This is a genomic window from Synechococcus sp. HJ21-Hayes, assembly GCF_024345835.1.
GTDB lineage: Bacteria > Cyanobacteriota > Cyanobacteriia > PCC-6307 > Cyanobiaceae > Vulcanococcus.
The window spans coordinates 44,534-62,190 of the sequence record NZ_JAGQBW010000011.1; the positions used below are offsets into that span (position 1 = coordinate 44,534).

Annotated in this window: 15 protein-coding genes; 10 read left to right on the forward strand and 5 right to left on the reverse strand. The window is 66.3% G+C overall.

Annotation, left to right across the window (positions count from 1 at the left end; translation table 11 throughout):
* The first annotated feature begins 4 nt into the window (after positions 1-4).
* Both KBZ14_RS15855 and KBZ14_RS09970 read left to right on the forward strand, forming a co-directional pair.
* Positions 5-1,732, forward strand: a complete 1,728-nt coding sequence (locus KBZ14_RS15855) for a M61 family metallopeptidase (protein WP_255118179.1) — start codon at positions 5-7, stop codon at positions 1,730-1,732.
* Positions 1,729-2,568, forward strand: coding sequence for an N-acetylmuramoyl-L-alanine amidase (locus tag KBZ14_RS09970; protein WP_255118180.1), 840 nt, complete (start codon positions 1,729-1,731; stop codon positions 2,566-2,568). The genes KBZ14_RS15855 and KBZ14_RS09970 overlap by 4 nt, the downstream gene beginning before the upstream one ends.
* Before the next feature lie 30 nt (positions 2,569-2,598).
* On the opposite strand, the gene KBZ14_RS09975 is transcribed toward KBZ14_RS09970, so the two are convergent.
* A complete protein-coding gene (locus KBZ14_RS09975) occupies positions 2,599-3,393 on the reverse strand; it encodes a helicase DnaB (RefSeq protein WP_255118181.1) in 795 nt (264 codons plus the stop codon).
* 244 nt (positions 3,394-3,637) lie between these two features.
* Here KBZ14_RS09975 and KBZ14_RS09980 point away from each other — a divergent pair, with 244 nt between their 5' ends.
* On the forward strand, positions 3,638-5,239 hold the full coding sequence (locus KBZ14_RS09980; protein ID WP_255118182.1) for a glucose-6-phosphate isomerase: 1,602 nt from the start codon (positions 3,638-3,640) through the stop codon (positions 5,237-5,239).
* A gap of 102 nt (positions 5,240-5,341) precedes the next feature.
* Here KBZ14_RS09980 and leuS read toward each other — a convergent pair whose 3' ends face one another.
* Together leuS and KBZ14_RS09990 are read right to left on the reverse strand one after the other, a co-directional pair.
* Entirely contained in the window at positions 5,342-7,966 is a 2,625-nt protein-coding gene (gene leuS, locus KBZ14_RS09985) for a leucine--tRNA ligase (protein ID WP_399210684.1), read from the reverse strand.
* A gap of 83 nt (positions 7,967-8,049) precedes the next feature.
* A complete protein-coding gene (locus tag KBZ14_RS09990) occupies positions 8,050-8,289 on the reverse strand; it encodes an Hfq-related RNA-binding protein (RefSeq protein ID WP_255118184.1) in 240 nt (79 codons plus the stop codon).
* 33 nt (positions 8,290-8,322) lie between these two features.
* On the opposite strand from KBZ14_RS09990, the gene dapF reads away from it, so the two are divergent.
* The 5 genes from dapF to KBZ14_RS10015 are packed head-to-tail and all read left to right on the forward strand — an operon-like array spanning position 8,323 to position 13,278.
* Entirely contained in the window at positions 8,323-9,450 is a 1,128-nt protein-coding gene (gene dapF, locus KBZ14_RS09995) for a diaminopimelate epimerase (RefSeq protein WP_255118185.1), read from the forward strand.
* Positions 9,451-9,454: 4 nt separating this feature from the next.
* The gene (locus KBZ14_RS10000) at positions 9,455-10,666 is read left to right on the forward strand and encodes a cysteine desulfurase family protein (RefSeq protein WP_255118186.1); all 1,212 of its coding nucleotides are present in this window, start codon (positions 9,455-9,457) and stop codon (positions 10,664-10,666) included.
* A gap of 48 nt (positions 10,667-10,714) precedes the next feature.
* Positions 10,715-11,407 (forward strand): DUF1995 family protein, encoded by a 693-nt coding sequence (locus tag KBZ14_RS10005; protein ID WP_255118187.1) that lies wholly within the window; start codon positions 10,715-10,717, stop codon positions 11,405-11,407.
* A gap of 55 nt (positions 11,408-11,462) precedes the next feature.
* Complete coding sequence (locus KBZ14_RS10010) at positions 11,463-11,978, forward strand: DUF4330 domain-containing protein (RefSeq protein WP_255118188.1); 516 nt, start codon at positions 11,463-11,465, stop codon at positions 11,976-11,978.
* A gap of 1 nt (position 11,979) precedes the next feature.
* Complete coding sequence (locus KBZ14_RS10015) at positions 11,980-13,278, forward strand: D-alanyl-D-alanine carboxypeptidase/D-alanyl-D-alanine-endopeptidase (protein ID WP_255118189.1); 1,299 nt, start codon at positions 11,980-11,982, stop codon at positions 13,276-13,278.
* Here KBZ14_RS10015 and KBZ14_RS10020 read toward each other — a convergent pair whose 3' ends face one another.
* Positions 13,279-14,220 (reverse strand): coiled-coil domain-containing protein, encoded by a 942-nt coding sequence (locus KBZ14_RS10020; RefSeq protein WP_255118190.1) that lies wholly within the window; start codon positions 14,218-14,220, stop codon positions 13,279-13,281.
* Positions 14,220-14,714 (reverse strand): pantetheine-phosphate adenylyltransferase, encoded by a 495-nt coding sequence (gene coaD / locus KBZ14_RS10025; protein WP_255118191.1) that lies wholly within the window; start codon positions 14,712-14,714, stop codon positions 14,220-14,222. Before coaD ends, KBZ14_RS10020 begins: the two co-directional genes overlap by 1 nt.
* A gap of 104 nt (positions 14,715-14,818) precedes the next feature.
* On the opposite strand from coaD, the gene KBZ14_RS10030 reads away from it, so the two are divergent.
* Both KBZ14_RS10030 and uvrC read left to right on the forward strand, forming a co-directional pair.
* A complete protein-coding gene (locus KBZ14_RS10030; protein WP_255118192.1) occupies positions 14,819-15,301 on the forward strand; it encodes a flavin reductase family protein in 483 nt (160 codons plus the stop codon).
* Entirely contained in the window at positions 15,302-17,383 is a 2,082-nt protein-coding gene (gene uvrC, locus KBZ14_RS10035; RefSeq protein ID WP_255118193.1) for an excinuclease ABC subunit UvrC, read from the forward strand. It begins immediately after the preceding gene.
* Positions 17,384-17,657: the final 274 nt, after the last annotated feature.

The window sequence follows — 17,657 nt, forward strand, 5'->3', positions numbered from 1 at the left end:
CCGCGTGGTTGATCTACATCTCGATGTCTCGGCGCCACACCAGCACCAGGTGGCGGTCAGCCTGAGGGTCCGGCCCCACCATCGGGTGATGCGCCTGCGGCTGCCGGGCTGGACGCCAGGCTCCTATCTGATGCGCGACTACGTGCGTCACCTCGAGGAGCTCACGGTGGAGCAGCAGGGGCGCTTGCTCCCCTGCCGGCGCCTTGAGCCGGCCTGCTGGCTGGTGGAGCCCGACCCCCAGGCCGGCGAGCTGTTGATCCGTTACCGGGTCATGGCCACCGAGCTGTCGGTGCGCACCTGTCATTTGGATGGTGATCACGGCTTTCTGGCCCTGGCCGCCGTGGTGTTGGAGGTGGAAGGCGAGCGCTGGGCAGAGCACCGGCTCAGTTGCTCCCTGCCGCCCCGCTGGCAGGCCTTTGTGCCCTTGCCCCAGCAGAGCGATGGCAGTTGGATCGCCACGACTTTTGATGAGCTGGTGGATAGCCCCGTGGAGCTGGGCCCCCACCGCGAGCATGGCTTTGCCGTGGGCGGTGTTGCGCATCGCTGGGTCACCTGGGGTGGGGCTGCCGGCGCCGGCGACTGGCTGTTGCAGCACTTCCCCAGCCTTCTGGACGATGTGGCCCAGGTGTGCCACGCCTGCTGCCGCCTGATGGCCGTGGAGGCTCCGCCCTGCAACGGCTATTTGTTTGTGCTGCACCTCCTGGATGAGGGCTATGGCGGGCTGGAGCACAACCACAGCACGGTTCTGGTGTATGGCCGGCGTGCCCTGGAGAAGCCCAATGGCTATCGCAAGTTCCTGCAGCTGGTGGCGCACGAGTATCTGCACCAGTGGAACGTGCGTCGGCTCAGGCCCGCTGAGCTGTGCCCGATCGACTACCACCAGCCCCCCGTGGTTCCCAGCCTGTGGTTTGCCGAGGGCATCACCAGCTACGTGGATCAGCTGCTTCCCCTGAGTGCAGGGCTGTCCACACCCGATCAGCTGCTGGAGGATCTCGGCGAGGATCTGAGCCGCTTTCTGCTCACCCCCGGCCGGAGCGTCCAGAGCCTTGCAGCCAGCAGTGAGGAGGCCTGGGTGAAGCTCTACCGCGCCGATGCCTATGCGGCTGACAGCCAGGTGAGCTACTACCTCAAGGGTGCCGTGGTGGCCCTTTGCCTCGATCTGCATCTGCGGCGCCACGGCACTGCCCTGGCGCCCGTGTTGCAGCGGCTCTGGCTGGAGCTGGGTCAATGGCAGCGGGGCTACACCGAGCAGGCTCTGATCGCCGCATTCACGGCATCTGCCCCCGATCTCGAGGGTCTGTTGCCGTCATGGCTCCATCAGGTCGACGATCCCGATCTCCATGGCTACCTCCAGGAGGTGGGCCTGCTGCTTCAGCCGATTGTTGCCACTATCCCGTGGGCAGGCTTCACCTGTCGCCCTGAGGCCTCAGGCCTAACCGCCCAGCGGGTATGGCGTGGCGGGCCTGCGGAAACGGCTGGCCTGATGGTGGGCGATGAGGTGCTGGCCATCGATGGCCAGCGGGTGAGGCAGAGCGATCAGATCGGCCCTCTGCTGCGCACCGATGCGGCTCAGGAGCTGTTGATCAGTCGGCGGTCCGAGCTGCGCAGCCTGCCGCTGCGCTGCGCTGCCCCTCGGGTGGAGCGCTACCAGTTGACCCGCGATCCCCAGGCCAGCCGCCAAGCGCTCGAGCGGCAGCGGCGCTGGCTGCGGTTGTGGGAGGCCCCCTGGTGAGAGAGCCCTGCGGACTTCCAGCCTGGCAGGCTCGCCATGGTTGGCTGCTGCTGGCCGGCGTTCTCGCAGGCTCGGCCCTGCTGATCTTCTGCGGCATCGCCCTGCAACGGCAGTTGCGCCCCCCCGCGGCCCCACCACCAGGATCCCGTCAACTCCCGGCGCCTCCTGCCCAGGCAGCCTGGATCAGTCCGCTCCGTGCCCAGTGCTCCGTGAACGACCGCGCCCTCGTGCAGCGCCTTAACACGCTTCGCCAGGGTCTACCGCAGCGGCTACAGCGCATTCGCATCGATGCCAGCAACTTTGGCGAGCGCTTCCGTGAGGACGCCTTCGGCAATCCTCTGGATGTGATCCCCTCGATGGTGGTCCTTCACGAAACGGTGTATGGCCTGAACTCCGCCATCAATACCTTCATGACCCACCATCCCAACGATGAGGACCAGGTCAGTTACCACGTGCTGATCGGCGAGAAGGGACAGATCGTGCAGGCGGTGGATCCCAGCAAGCGGGCCTTTGGTGCGGGGAATTCCGCCTTTAACGGTCGCTGGGTGGTCACCAACGCCAAGCTTTCTGGCTCAGTGAACAACTTTGCCCTGCATCTCAGTCTGGAAACCCCCCTGGATGGCGAGGACGACGGACCCGCCCACAGCGGTTACACGGCTGCCCAGTACGACGCCCTGGCCGTGGTGTTGGCCGATTGGATGGATCGCTTTGCGATTCCGCCCGAGCACATCACCACCCATCGCCATGTGGATCTGGGGCTGGAACGGGCGGATCCCCGCAGTTTTGAATGGCAGAAACTCCAGATTCGCCTGGCGGCACTGGGCTTCCTCTGCTGATCCCTGCCTGCCACCAAGTGGGCGCTGGATCTAAATCAGTGGCGATACAGCTTTCTTGCGCTGGCTATAGATCAGGCCATGCAGTTCAGAATCCTGCATGTAGCGCAGGATTCGCGTGGGGTAATCCAGCTTGCCGTTGTGCAGGTAGGCCAGGGTGGCCACTGTTTTGGCACTGCGAAACGCGGCACTCACATTGTTGGTGTCACGTGCCTCAAGCTTCAACAGCGCCAGCAGACGGCAGAGTTTGCCCGCCAACAGCGCCACATTGCGCTCGGGGTTGAGCAGCTCGGTGCGGGCCGCCTGGATCTCAGCTTGAGAAGCCTCGGGCCGTAGCAGGCCCTGTTTCACCATTTCACTGAGGCCGAGCTGGGCAGGGCCGTGGGTGCTGAACAAACCGGAGTGGGCCGCGAGAGGCAAGTCCTCACCGGGTTTGGCGTGCTGCATTTCATCGAAGAGGATCGCCGCCAACACCATCGGGTTCAGGCCTGTACGGCGGCTTTCCCGCAGGATCACCGGCTGCAATTCCTCCAGGCGGTTCACGGTGTGGCTGCGCAGGGGGGTGAGCTGATCCACGCCCTTGGTGAACAGCTGGGCCAAACGTGGTTGTGGGCCGTGCACGCCAAAACGGCGCTGCAGCTCTTTGAGCTCGGCCGCCGTGAACGAGGAGGGATTCGGGCCCTGCGGCTCGTTGATGACACCTGGGGTGTTGCTGTGGCTGCGGGAGGCTGAGCCCTGATCAGCGCTGAAGGGAACCGGCAGTTCAGCGCTGGATCCCATGAAGATGGCCGTCGCGAGCAGACCGGCCGACAGCAGAGCGCGCCGCATCAGGCCCGGCGTGAACCGATGAGGCGACGATCGGATCCAGCGGGCCAGAGGGGATCACAAAAGAATTCAGCACACTTTATGGCGGGAAACCAAAAAGGCCGCAGCCGTGGTAACCGGCTTGTGTGGCGGTCCACACAGTCCCGTTCCGGACCAAGCATTTTTGGTTCCAGCGCCGCGCAAGGGCTATCGCTGCGGGACCTTCGCGGATAGCGTTCAGCTGCGCTGCCTCAACGCTGCCTCGGCCATGACCCAGCTTGCGAACCCCACCAGCGCCGGACCCCAGGACCTCTGGCAGCGTTTTTGTGCCCTGCTCTGGCACGACGAGGCGTTGGGCTTCTGGCTGGACGTCAGTCGCATGGGCATCGACACGCCCTTACTCGAGGAGCTGCGCCCCCGCTTTGCCAAGGCGTTCACAGCCATGGCGGCCCTGGAGGCCGGTGCGATCGCCAATGCCGATGAACAGCGGCAGGTGGGCCACTACTGGCTGCGTACGCCTCAGTTGGCACCTGATCCTGCCGCTGCGGCCCACATCAGTGCCGAAGTGGATCGGATTGAACAGTTCGGCCTCGATGTGCTCAGTGGTGCCGTGGGCCCGGCTGCCGGCAGGGCGTTCACCGACGTGCTGTGGATTGGCATTGGCGGCTCGGGATTGGGCCCGCTGCTGATGATCCGTGCCCTGCAGGATCCAGGCTCTGGTCTTCCTTTCCATTTCTTTGACAACGTTGATCCCGACGGCATGCGCCGCACCCTGGCCTCCCTCGGCCAGCGGTTGCAGACGACGCTTGTGGTGGTGGTGAGCAAATCCGGTGGGACCCCCGAGCCCCATATCGGCATGCTCCAGGCACGCCGTGCCGTGGAGGCCCACGGCGGCAACTGGATGCGGCAAGCCGTGGCCATCACCATGGCGGGCAGCCGGCTGGACCAGGAGGCCGAATCCGGTGATTGGCTCGCCCGCTTCGACATGTTCGATTGGGTGGGGGGACGCACCAGCGTGACCAGTGCCGTGGGCCTGCTGCCCGGGGTTCTGATTGGTAGCGATATCCGCGCCTTCCTCGCCGGTGCTGAGGCCATGGATGCCGTGACGCGCCAACCGGATCTGCAGCGCAACCCCGCTGCCCTGCTGGCGGCCGCCTGGTATGCGGCGGGTGGCGGCAAGGGCCAGCGGGACATGGTGGTGTTGCCCTATCGCGACCGCCTGGAGGTGTTCAGCCGCTACCTCCAGCAGTTGGTGATGGAATCCCTGGGTAAGAAGCTCGACCGTGACGGCCAGGTTGTGCACCAGGGCCTGGCTGTCTATGGCAACAAGGGGTCTACCGACCAGCACGCCTACGTCCAGCAGCTGCGGGATGGGGTCGACAACTTTTTTGTGACCTTTGTGGAAGTGCTGGAGGATCCCGGTGACATTCCGCCTCTGGAGGGCGAGAACCCCGGAGATTTTCTCGATGGCTTCCTGCAGGGCACCAGGGCGGCCCTCACGGAGGAAGGGCGCCAGAACCTCAGCATCACCATGCAGCGGCTCAATGAGCACAGCCTTGGGGCGCTGATCGCCCTGTTCGAACGGGCGGTGGGTCTCTATGGCGAACTGGTGAATGTGAATGCCTACCACCAGCCCGGCGTTGAGGCTGGCAAGAAAGCCGCAGCCGCTCTCCTGGATCTGCAGGTGCGCCTGGAGCAGTGCATGGCGGACAAGCGCGAGCACACCCTCGCCGAGCTGCAGGAGCTGATGGGGCTCGATTCACCCGATCCCCTCTACTGGATCCTGCGCCACCTCTGCGCCAATCGTCGCCACATCGATGCCCGGGGCGATTGGGGCCGGCCCGACAGCCTCGTGTTCCTGCACGACTGAGCGGCGTGAGGCCTGCGGATCGTCCTTGAGCGGTTGGGCGTCGTGCACACGGCCTTGCCGCCGCGCGGCAGCCTGAATCGCATCAGGGCAGCTCCCAGGACATCAGGGCACCAGGTTCACCAGCTTGCCCGGCACCACGATCACGCGGCTCGGGACTTTGCCCTCGAGCCATTTGGCCGCGATCTCGCTGGCCAAGGCGAGCTGCTCGAGCGTGGCCTTATCGGCGTCGGCTGGCACGTCCAGGCTGCCCCGCACCTTGCCTTTCACCTGAATCACCAGTTCCACGGTGTCGCGCAGCAGCGCTGCGGCATCCACGTTCGGCCAGACCTGGCAGTGCACGCTGCTGCTGGCCAGAGGATCCTGCTCCCTGCGCCCCCCCAGCTTCAGCCATAGCTCCTCGGCCAGGTGGGGGGCGAACGGGGCCAGCAGGATCACCAGGGTGCGCAGCGCTTCACAGGCGAATGGCGCGCCGCTGCCCTCCAGGTGGGAGGCCATGGCATTGCTCAGCTTCATGAGCTCCGACACGGCGGTGTTGAACTGGTAGTCGCCATCCAGGTCGGCGCTGATTTCCTTGGTGGCGGTGTGAACGGCCCGGCGTAATGCCTGTTCATCGCCATTCAGACCACCGTTGGATGCCGCCGCGGCCAGGGCGTCCTTCACCGCGTCCTCACCACCGCTACCGTCGGCCAGGCTCAGCCCGCGCTGGCAGGCTCCGTCCACCAGGCGCCAGAGGCGCTGCAGGAAGCGGAACTGTCCCTCCACGTCGGCGTCATCCCACTCGAGATCCTTCTCGGGGGGGGCCTTGAACAGGATGAACATGCGGGCGGTGTCGGCGCCGTACTTGTCGATCACCACGGCGGGATCGACGCCGTTGTACTTCGACTTCGACATTTTTTCGTAGAAGGTCTCCAGGGGATCCCCCGTTGCCGGGTCGCGGGGATCGGTGGGGTCGGCCACATCGCCCGGGGCGATGTACTTACCGGTGTGCGGGTTCTTGTAGGTGATGCCCTGCACCATGCCCTGGGTGAGCAGGCGCTGGAACGGCTCATCGAAGCCCAGCAGGCCCCGATCCCGCAGCACCTTGGTGAAGAAGCGGGAGTAGAGCAGGTGCAGGATGGCGTGCTCGATGCCGCCCACGTACTGATCCACCGGCAACCAGGAATCCACCGCCTCGCGGTTGAAGGGGAGAGCTGTGTTGTGGGGATCGCTGTAGCGCAGGAAGTACCAGCTGGAGCACATGAAGGTGTCCATGGTGTCGGTCTCGCGCCGCGCCGGTTTGCCGCAGCAGGGGCAGGCCACCTGCCACCAGCTCTCCAGCTGGGCCAAGGGGGAACCACCCTTGCCGGAGAAGGCCACATCCCGCGGCAATTCCACCGGAAGCTGCTCGGCTGGCACCGGCACCACGCCGCAGCTGTCGCAGTGGATCACGGGGATCGGGCAGCCCCAGTAGCGCTGGCGGGAGATCAGCCAGTCGCGTAGGCGGAACTGCACCTTGCCCCGGCCCCAGCCCTCAGCTTCCGCTGCGGCAGTGATGGCGGTCTTGGCCTGAACGCTGGGCAGGCCATCGAAACGGCCGGAGTGGATCAGCACGCCGGCTTCGGTCCAGGCGCCGCCCTCATAGGCGTGCTCATCGCTGCCCTCGGGGATGATCACCTGGCGCACCGGCAGTTCGTACTGGCGAGCGAACACAAAGTCGCGCAAGTCGTGGGCGGGCACCCCCATCACGGCGCCAGTGCCGTACTCCGCCAGTACGTAGTCGGCGATCCAGAGCGGGATCAGTTCGCCATTGGCAGGGTTACGCACCCGGGCGCCAATGGCCACGCCCCGCTTGGGCTTGTCGTCTGCGGTGCGTTCCTGCTCGCTCTGGCGGCTCACCAGATCACAGAAGGCCTCCACGGCGATGGCTTGCTCTGCGGTGGTGAGTGCGGCCACCAGGGGATGCTCCGGCGCCAGCACCACGTAGCTGGCCCCGAAGATCGTGTCGGGCCGGGTGGTGAACACCGTGATGGACTCGGCGGTGTCGTGGCCATCGGCATCGACCACCGGGAAGGTGAGTTCCGCGCCGGTGCTACGGCCGATCCAGTTGGCCTGCATGGTGCGGACCCGCTCCGGCCAACCTTCCAGCTTGGGCAGATCGTCGAGTAGCTGGTCGGCGTAGGCGGTGATGTTCAGGAACCACTGGCGCAGCTTGCGCTTCTCCACGAGGGCGCCCGACCGCCAGGAGCGTCCCTCGCTGTCCACTTGTTCATTGGCGAGCACCGTCTGATCGATCGGGTCCCAGTTCACGGTGGCGTCCTTCTGGTAGGCCAGGCCGGCCTCCAGGAACTGCAGAAACAGCCACTGGGTCCAGCGGTAGTAATCGGCGTGGCAGGTGGCCAGTTCGCGATCCCAGTCGATGGAGAGGCCCAGCTGGTTCAGCTGCTCCCGCATGGAGCCGATGTTCTGGTCGGTCCAGGCGCCGGGATCCACCCCCCGCTCGATGGCGGCGTTCTCCGCCGGCAGACCGAAGGCATCCCAGCCCATGGGGTGCAGCACCTTGCGGCCGCGCAGGCGCTGCACCCGCGCCACCACATCGGTGATCACGTAGTTGCGCACATGACCCATGTGCAGGTTCCCCGAGGGGTAGGGGAACATCGAGAGGGCATAGAAGGCGTCATCGCCCTGCTGCAGCTCAGGCGTGACGTGCAGCCTGTTGGCGTTCCAGGCCTGCTGCCAGCGGCTCTCCATGGCCTGGGGTTGGTAGCGGTTGCTCTCGCTCACTGGCTGGCTGGGATCCGTGACAGTGATGCTCCCACAGCTGGTTTCGCGGTTCAGCCCAGGGCTCGCAGCAGGGCGACGGCCTGGCGGTTGAGCAGCACAGGTTCGCCGTCCTGCTCCGGTTGCAGGGCCAGGTAGTCGCAATCCACCCAGCGAACCACCCCCTCCAGCCGGGTGCCATCCAGCAGCTGAATGCTCAGCAGGGTTCGGGCCCGAATCCAGCCCTGGATCTGGCGAATGCCTGGCTGGGAGGTGTCCAGCTCCTGCCCACGCCCCTCAAAGAGGTTCCCCATAGGATCCAACTCTGTCCTCGTAGGCCGCCTCGCGTGCTCCAGTTCAGCAAATACCAGGGATTAGGCAACGATTTCCTCCTGCTGGATGGGCGCCAAGCCACCGATCCCGACGACCGACTCGGTCTCACCCCCGCCTGGGTGCAACACCTGTGTAACCGCCGCTTCGGCGTGGGTGGCGATGGCGTGATCCTGGCCCTGCCGCCCAATGCCGGCGGTGAGTTGCGCATGCGCATCTTCAACGCCGATGGCAGTGAGCCGGAAATGTGCGGCAACGGCATCCGCTGCCTGGCCCGTTTCCTCGCCGATCGGGATGGCGATGGCCCCGGTCGCACCTGGCAGATCGACACCCTGGCGGGTCGCATCGTGCCGGAGCTACTGGCCGATGGCACGATTCGCGTGGATATGGGAGCTCCGTTCCTCGAGCCTGATCAGGTGCCCACCACCCTCAGCGTGGGCCCCCATGGACTGCCCCAGGGCGAGCTGGTGGTGGATGGCGAGGCCTTTGCCGTGGCGGCTGCCGGCATGGGCAACCCCCATGTGGTGATCCCGGTGGATGCGGTGGAGGAGATCGACCTCGAGCGATTCGGCGCCGGCTTTGAGCTGCACCCGGCCTTCCCGGCCCGAACCAACGTGCACTTCGTGCAGGTGCTGGCGCCCGACCATCTGGTGATGCGGGTGTGGGAGCGGGGAGCGGGCCCCACCCTGGCCTGCGGCACGGGCGCCTGCGCCACGCTCGTGGCCTGCCACAGCCTGGGCCTGAGCGACCGGCGCGCCCGCCTCGATCTTCCCGGTGGCCCCTTGCAGATCCACTGGGATGCCGCCAGCGGCAAGGTGTTCATGGATGGCCCCGCCGAGCACGTGTTCGATGGCGCCATTCCCGATCCCGAGGAGGTGATGGCCGCCCGTCGCCAGGCTGCTGAGCAGCCGCGACCTGGGAGCGAGCCAGCACCCCAGGCCGACCAGGCCGCCACCATCGACTGCGCGGTGGTTTGTGCCAATGGCTGTGTGCGTCCCGACAACTGCCCCAGCGCCGAGGCCCGCCAGCGGGCCCTGGCCCTGCTGAATTCCAGTTCCCTCGACGACCTGGTGGCCATGGCCACCAACTCGTTCGAATCGCGCACCCGGGCTCGCTTCGAGCGCGACAGCGGCCTCTCCGGTTAAGGCCTTGACGTACGCAGAACCCGTCTACCTCGATTCCTGCGCCACCACGCCGCCGGCGCCGGAGGTGCTCGAGGCCATGGCAGCAGTCCACGCTGAGGCCTGGGCCAACCCCTCCAGCCTGCACGGCTTTGGTCTGGCGGCGGCTGAGCGGCTGGAGCGCTCCCGCCAGCGCGTGGGGGAGATCCTCGTTTGCGAGGGCAGCCAGGTGTTGTTCAGCTCGGGCGGCACTGAATCGATCCACACCGCTCTGCTCGGGGCCGCCGGCGACGGCCCGCCGGGCCGTCTGTTGATTTCGGCCGTTGAACATCCGGCCACCGTGGCCGCCGCCAGCCAGCTGCAACAGCGGGGCTGGCAGGTGGAGCGGCTGCCGGTGGATCATCTCGGCGTGGTGGATCTGGAGGCCCTCGATCGCTTGCTGGCCCCACCCACGCGGCTGGTGTCGCTGATCTGGGGCCAGAGCGAGGTGGGCACCGTGCAACCGATCGAGCCGATCGGCCGCCGCTGCCGCGAGGCCGGCGTGTTGCTGCATGTGGATGCGGTGCAGGTGGTGGGCCACCTGCCGGTGGCGTTCAACGCCCTGCCGATCGATCTGCTCAGCGTTGCCTCCCACAAGTTGCAGGGCCCCCGCGGGGTTGGCGCTCTGCTGGTGCGCCCCGACCTCCCGTTGAAGCCCTTCCTCGGCGGTGGTGGCCAGGAGGGGGGCCGGCGCGGGGGTACCGAGCCCGTGGCCCTGGTGGCCGGCTTCGCCCGCGCCCTGGATCTGTGTGCGGCCCGCCTACAGGCCCACGGCGACCGTGATCCCATCGCCGATCTGCGCGATGGGCTGCTGGCCTCGCTGCTGCAGCTGGAGGGGGTGCGGCTCAGTGGACCCGATCCCCGCGACCCCGCCGCTCCGGCGCGTTTGCCCCACCACATCAGCCTGGTGATGGCCAGCCCGGGTGGCAAGCCCATCTCGGGCCGGCGCCTGGTGCAGACCATCTGGCAGCAGGGCTACGCGGTGAGCAGTGGATCCGCCTGCAGCAGCGGCCGAGGTGCCAATCCCTGGGGTTTGGCCCCCAGTCCCATCCTGCAGGCCATGGGCTACCCAGACGACCAGGCCGCCAGCGGCCTGCGGTTGAGCCTGGGGCCCTGGCTCACACCGGCGGATCTCGAGGGGGTACCGGGCGCCGTGGAGCGCGGCCGGCTACGGGTGCTGGCTGGCGAACCCGTGGGCTGAGTAAGCGTGTCGGCGAACTCCTAGGGTCGCCCGACCTGATCAGCCCTGATGCTCCCCGCCGATCTGCGCACCGCCGAAGCCGAGGCCCTGGACTCCTTGGGCGCGGCCCTGGCGGCTGATGCCAAGGGGATGTGGACGGTGGAGTTTCGCTTCGAGGGACTGCGGATCATGCCCGTAGCTCTGCGGATGATCGCGGCCCTCAGCTCCAGCCAGAGCGGTGTGCGCTTCTTATTTCCCGATGCCGGCGCCACGGCCCTGGCCCAGCGGGATGCCCCCGAGTTCGCGACCCAGTTCGCCAGCCTGCGCGATCAGATGCGGCTGCAACAGGCCGATGGGGGCAGCGAGGGCCTGCTGGTGCTCGTGGCTCCCTCACCGGCCGATTATGAAGACGTGGAGCAGGTCTGTGCGCTGCACCGGGGCTCGGTTGTGTTGCTGAACGGCAAGTTGGAGGATGCCGCGGTGGGGATTGGCACGGTGGCCCGAGATCGCCGCAAGGGCTTCCTCTCGGGATGGCAGAGCGCCTATGCCCTGATCCCCACGGGTGAAGGGGCCCTGCGTCGCGCCTACCCGGCCGAATGGGAGCTCTACCGCCGCGATCCCGACGGCCATCGTTTTGTGGCCAGCTTTGAGCTGAAGCCCGATGCCGAGCAGCAGGCTGAAGCGCTTGATGCCGGCGCTGCCCCTGGCGTGGGCCGCAGTCTTCAGGCAGTGGATCGCTTCATCGAGGGGCTGCGCAGCTGATCCGCCTTGTGTCGCCTGGCCAGGCTCCGTATTGTTCGGCATCTGCTGATCCCTGATGGCCACCACCACCCGTCGCTTCGGACTCGTGGATGCCGGAGCCGCTGTGGCGGTTGCGCTGGCGGCAGTGGGTGTGATTTGGAGTCCGAAGCTCAGCGGTGCCGTGGCCAAGGCCACCGGTGCCCTGCAGCCGGTCACGGTGCTCGTGGATGTGCGGGGGATCCCAGCGGCTGACCCCGCTGCCCTGATCGCCACCGCCCGTGAATACGGAAAGGTGGCCATTGTGATCCGCAACCAACCCCACGGCAGCGTGGCCGTGAAGGAGGTGAAGCCGTTGGCCCGCCGGATTTCTGCCTTCCTTCCGGACGGCAAATTGATCTCCGCCCCGGATCCCAATCAACAGGTGTTCAGCACCCTCGATGCCCGCTTTGTGCTCGAGGGCGAAGGGCGCAAAGGTGCCGATGGGGTGGTGTTTGGCAATCAGAATCTCAAGATCGGTGCCCCGGTGGAACTGGAAGGGCAGAACTTTCGGGTGATGGGGTCCGTTACGGGCCTGCGCCTGGGGGCCTCCTGAGATGAGCTCCCCGCTGATCCACCGTGCACACCTGGCCCTTGGCCTGGGGTTGGGCCTGTGTGCCTCCCCAGTAGCGCCAGCCCTGGCTCAGGCGTGGGATCCGCAGATCCCTACGATCACGGCCACCTCCCTACCGGCCGCACCCCCGCCCGTTGGTCTGCCCCTGTTGCAGTCCATCGTGAGCTGCCCAGCTCTGCAGCAACGGCTCACCAGCCTGGTGGGAGCCGAATTGGCGGTGTGGAGCGTGAGCGTGGCCGACGGCAGCGGACGGTTGCTAGCGGACATCAACGGCCAGCGCCCGCGCATTCCCGCATCCAATCAGAAGCTGATCAGCACCGCCATCGCCCTGGATCGCCTGGGCCCTGATTACCGCCTCACCACCCGGCTTTGGCGTCAGCCCGATGGCAGCCTGCGCATCACCGGTGAGGGTGACCCCGATCTCGACCTGGTCCAGCTCAAGCGCTTCGCCCAATTGGCGCTTGGTTCCGGTGGTGGTCCGGGCGACGCCCCTGGCCCCGTGCGGATTCAGTTGGCGGAGGAGCCCGCCCAGCGCTGGTGGCCCCAGGGCTGGCACTGGGCCGATCGTGCCGAGGCCTATGGCGCCCCTATCACCCGCCTGGCCCTGACGAGCAATGCGTTGGACATGGCCGTGCCCAACCCTCCCAGCCGCTTGCAGCGCCTGTTGAGTCAGGAAATTGCCCGTCAGGGGGGCAGCGCCAGCATCAGCCTGGTTTCCGCAGACCTGCAACCCAACGCCAACGGTGCGTTGCTCCACGAGGAACGCTCCGTGGGCATGCACGGCCTGCTGAGCCTTGCCAACACGGATAGCCACAACTTCACCTCGGAGGTGCTGCTGCGCCAGGGAGCTGGCAGCTGGGACTTGGCCCAGGCCCGGCAGGTGACCATGCAATGGCTCGCCAGCCAGGGCCTGCCCATGGCTGGTGTTTCTGTCGTGGATGGCAGTGGTCTTGATCGCGGCAACCGGGTCACCAGCCGGTTCCTCACGGCCTTGTTGCTGCGCATGTCGCAGCATCCCTACGCCGCCAACTACACCGCTTCGATGGCGATTGCTGGCCAGCGTGGCACTTTGCGAAATCTTTACCGCGGCACCAACCTCGAGGGGCGGTTCCGCGGCAAGACGGGAACCATCTCGGGCGTGCGCTCCATCAGCGGGATTCTCGAAACCCCGGAAGGCCCCCGTTTCGTGAGCATGGTGTCCAACGGAGCCAGCTCCCCCAACACAACGATCGGGGCCATCCTGCGCCAGAGCCAGTTGGCGGGGCTCTGCCCCGCCAACTGATCAGCCCCGACCGACTGTGGCCTGGCGCAGCCGCTCAGCGGCACGCCGGGCCCGGCTGATGGGCACGGCAGCAGCCTCGGCAGGAGTGTTGGAGTGCACCAGTGCGGTGGGATCCACCGATTGCAGGCGCACCAGCTCGCGGCGGCCGGCCACCACCACCTTGCCCATGTCCTGCAGACGACCTTCCAGCTCCCCCAGAACCTGCTCGGCGTAGCGGTTGGCTCCCTCCTGGATCGTGGCCGACTCCTGGCGGGAACGACTGATCAGGGCTTCACACTGCTGCTGAGTCTGCTGGCGGAATTGCAGGGCATCAGCGTGCAGACGCTCGGCCTCCGCCTGGCTGGTCTGCTGAATGCGCAGGGATTCCTGGCGGATCTGTTCCAGTTCCACCAGGCTTTGCTGGCGGGCCTGTTCATGCTGCTCGGCGAGCTGGCGCCTGCGTTCGCTGGCTTCCTGATCGAGTTGCTGGCGGCGCTGCAGAGATTCCTGCTCCAGCTGCTGTCGGCGTTGGCCGAACTGCTGTTCCATCTGGGCCAGACGCGCCTGATGCTCCTGCTCCGTCTTGGCCACCTGCTGGCGGGCCTGGCCAATCATCTGCTCGCACTGCTGGCGGGCCTGGTCCCGCAATTCCGCCACCTGGCGCTCGGCCTCCTGGCGGATCGACTGGCTATTGATCAGCTGTTCCCGTTGCTGGCGGGCCTGGTTGAGGATGTCCTCCGCCTGCTGGCGGGCCTGGCCGATGAACTCCTCCTTCTGACGAACCAGATCCTCTGCCTTGGCAAGCTGGGACGGCAGGGCTTCTCGCACCGCATCCATCGCCTCGATGGCATCCTGTTCGTTCACGAGACGGCCACCGCTGAACGGCACCCGAGTGCCATCCAGCACGATCTCTTCGAGCTGATCCAGTTGATCCAGCACGGAGGTGAGCTGCGCCTCGGTCATCACACCTGGTCGGGGGATGTCCGATTAAAGAGCCTGGCCAGATCCTTGGCCACTCCCGGCGGCACCATGTGGGCCACAGGACCTCCAAACCGGGCCACTTCCTTCACCACGGAGCTGCTCAGGAAGCTGTGGGCCGTGGCCGTGGCCATGAACAGGGTTTCCAGCTGGGGCGCCAGGCTCTTGTTGGTGTGGGCGATCTGGAGTTCGAACTCAAAGTCGCTCATGGCCCGCAGGCCCCTCAGGATCACACCGGCTCCGGTGGCTCTGGCGAAGTCCACAGTCAAACCGTCGAAACCAGCCACCTCCACGGCGGGGAGATGGGCCGTGGCCTTGCGGATCTGCTCCAGCCGTTGGTCCACGGTGAAGCAGGGGTTCTTGCTGGGGTTCTGCAGCACCGCCACCACCAGCCCATCAAACAGCTGGGAGGCCCGCTCGATCAGGTCCAGGTGCCCGAGCGTGAGCGGATCGAAGCTGCCGGGATAGAGAGCCTTCATTGCCGCTCCCCCTGTAGGGATGTCCGGGGCCGCTGGATCCTATGGAGGCCTGCTCCGCGGGGGATGGGGTTTCTAGAGTCAGCTCCAGCCCCGAGAGCGCCACCATGGCCCTGAACGCCGAAGCCAAGAAGACCCTCCTGCGCAAGATCCCCCACGGCGTTTTCATCTGCGGTGTCGCCGAGGGGGATGAGGTGAATGGCTTCACCGCCAGCTGGGTGACCCAGGGCTCCTTCGAGCCGCCCCTGGTGGTGATGGCCGTGCGCGCCGACAGCACCAGCAACGCCATCATTCAGCGCACCCGCAAGTTCGCCTTGAATGTGCTTGCGGCAGACCAGAAGGATTTGGCTGCGGTGTTCTTCAAGCCCCAGAAGGCCATCGGGGGGCGCTTCGACGCCGCTCCGTTCAGCCTGGGGGAGCTCGGGCTACCGATCCTCAACGATGCCCTTGGGGCCGTGGAGTGTGAGCTGGTGGGTGAGGTGGCCGCAGGCGATCACACCGTGTTCGTCGGCGAGGTGAAATCTGCCACCCTCCACCGTGATGCAGCAGCTCTGGAACTCAGCAGCACCGGCTGGCAATACGGCGGCTGAGTGACCCTGCCGGAGCCCGCGGGGGCCAGCCAGCGCCCCCTGCTGCAACAAGCGGACCGTCTCAAGGCCCGGCTCAAGGAGATTCCCTCGGAGCCGGGCTGTTATCTGATGCGCGATGGCGAGGACCGCATCCTCTACATCGGCAAAGCCAAGGTGTTGCGCCAACGGGTGCGCAGCTACTTCCAGAGCGGCAGCGGCCATGGTCACAGCCCGCGCATCGCCCTGATGGTGCGGCAGGTGTGCGAGATCGAATTCATCGTCACCGACAGCGAGGCGGAGGCCCTGGCCCTGGAGGCCAACCTGATCAAAAACCATCAGCCCCACTTCAACGTGTTGCTGAAGGACGACAAGAAATACCCCTACCTCTGCATCACCTGGAGTGAGGCCTACCCGCGCATCTTCATCACGCGGCGGCGGCGTTTTCGCTCACCCCTGGACCGATTTTACGGCCCCTACGTGGATGTGGGGTTGTTGCGGCGCACCCTTGGCCTGGTGAAACGGGTGTTTCCTTTGCGCCAGCGGCCCCAGCCGCTGTATCGCGAGCGCACCTGCCTCAACTACGACATCGGCCGTTGTCCAGGGGTCTGCCAGGAGAAGATCAGTTCGGAGGCCTATCACCAGACCCTGCGGCAGGTGGCGATGGTGTTCCAGGGGCGCAACGATGAGTTGTTGGAGTTGCTGCGGGATCAGATGCAGCGCTATGCCGAGCGGCTTGATTACGAGAGTGCCGCCCGGGTGCGCGACCAGTTGCAGGGTCTGGATGCCCTCACGGCCGACCAGAAAATGAGCCTGGGCGATAGCTCCGTGAGCCGCGATGTGATCGCCCTCGCGGCCGACGAGCGGGTGGCCGCCGTGCAGCTGTTCCAGATGCGGGCCGGCAAGCTGGTGGGGCGCCTGGGCTACACGGCCGATTCCCTGGGGCTGCCCGCTGCGCAGATGGGTGCGGGCGGAGACTTGCCGGCGAGTCCTGAACTGCAGCAGGGCCTGGGCCTGATCCTGCAACGGGTGATTGAGGAGCACTACAGCCAGGTGGAAGGGGTGGAAATCCCACCGGAGTTGCTGGTGCAGCATCCCCTACCCCAGCAGAGCCTGATCGAGGACTGGCTCAGCGACCTGCGGGGCCGCAAGGTGCGATTGGCGGTGCCCCAGCGCTCCCAGAAAGCCGATCTGGTGGAGCTGGTGGAACGCAACGCCAGCTATGAATTGCAGCGGGCCCAGCGGGCCAGTGAACAGAACCTCTTGGCCACGGAAGACCTGGCCCAAATGCTCGAACTCTCCTCTCCTCCTCGGCGCATCGAGGGCTACGACATCAGCCACATCCAGGGCAGTGATGCGGTGGCCTCCCAGGTGGTGTTCATCGATGGGTTGCCGGCCAAGCAGCACTACCGCAAATACAAGATCCAGAGCAGCTCCATCCACGCTGGCCACTCCGACGACTTCATGGCCATGGCGGAAATCATGCGCCGGCGATTCCGCCGCTGGGCCCAGGCCAAGGCGGAGGGAGCCGATCTGCGCGCCCTGCGGCGGGCTGCAGGCAGCGCCCTGCATACGGGTGGCCTCAATGACTGGCCGGATGTGGTGATGATCGACGGCGGCAAGGGCCAGCTCTCGGCTGTGATGGAGGCCCTACGGGAGCTCAATCTGGATGAGGAGCTGGTGGTGTGCTCCTTGGCCAAGCAGCGGGAGGAGGTGTTTGTACCAGGCGCCAAGCAGCCCCTGGAGAGCGAGCCGGAACAGCTGGGGGTGCAGTTGTTGCGTCGCTTGCGGGATGAGGCCCACCGGTTTGCGGTGAGTTTTCACCGCCAGCAGCGGGGCGAACGGATGAAGCGCTCACGCCTGTCGGACATTCCCGGCCTTGGCCCCAAGCGGATCAAGGAGTTGCTGGCCCATTTCCGCTCGATCGATGCCATCCAGCTAGCGAGCGTGGCGGCCCTAGCGGCCGCTCCCGGCATGGGTCCGGGGCTGGCCAAGGTGGTGTGGGCCTACTTCCACCCTGAGGCCGATGGCGATGAAGCAGCAGATCTGGGCACAGCGGCGGTCACCGCCCAGGAGAATGAACGCCCCCTGGAGCGAGTCGGATAATGGCGATACGCGGGCTGCTGCTCCGGTGCCTTGGTCTCACCTTGGGGATGGTTCTGCTCCTGGCAGGAGTGACTCCTGTGTTGGCCTCTCCAGGGTTGTGCATTGGCCCGGTCTGTGCAGACCAGATCCGGAGGGGCACCAACCATGCATTTCTGCTGCACATGCGGGTCACCGATCAACGAGGTCATCACGAACGCACTGTTGTGGACTGTCGTGACGGCCATCTGAGTCCGGCCAGCGGTCCGGTGGAACGGGGACATGTGCGAGCGATTGC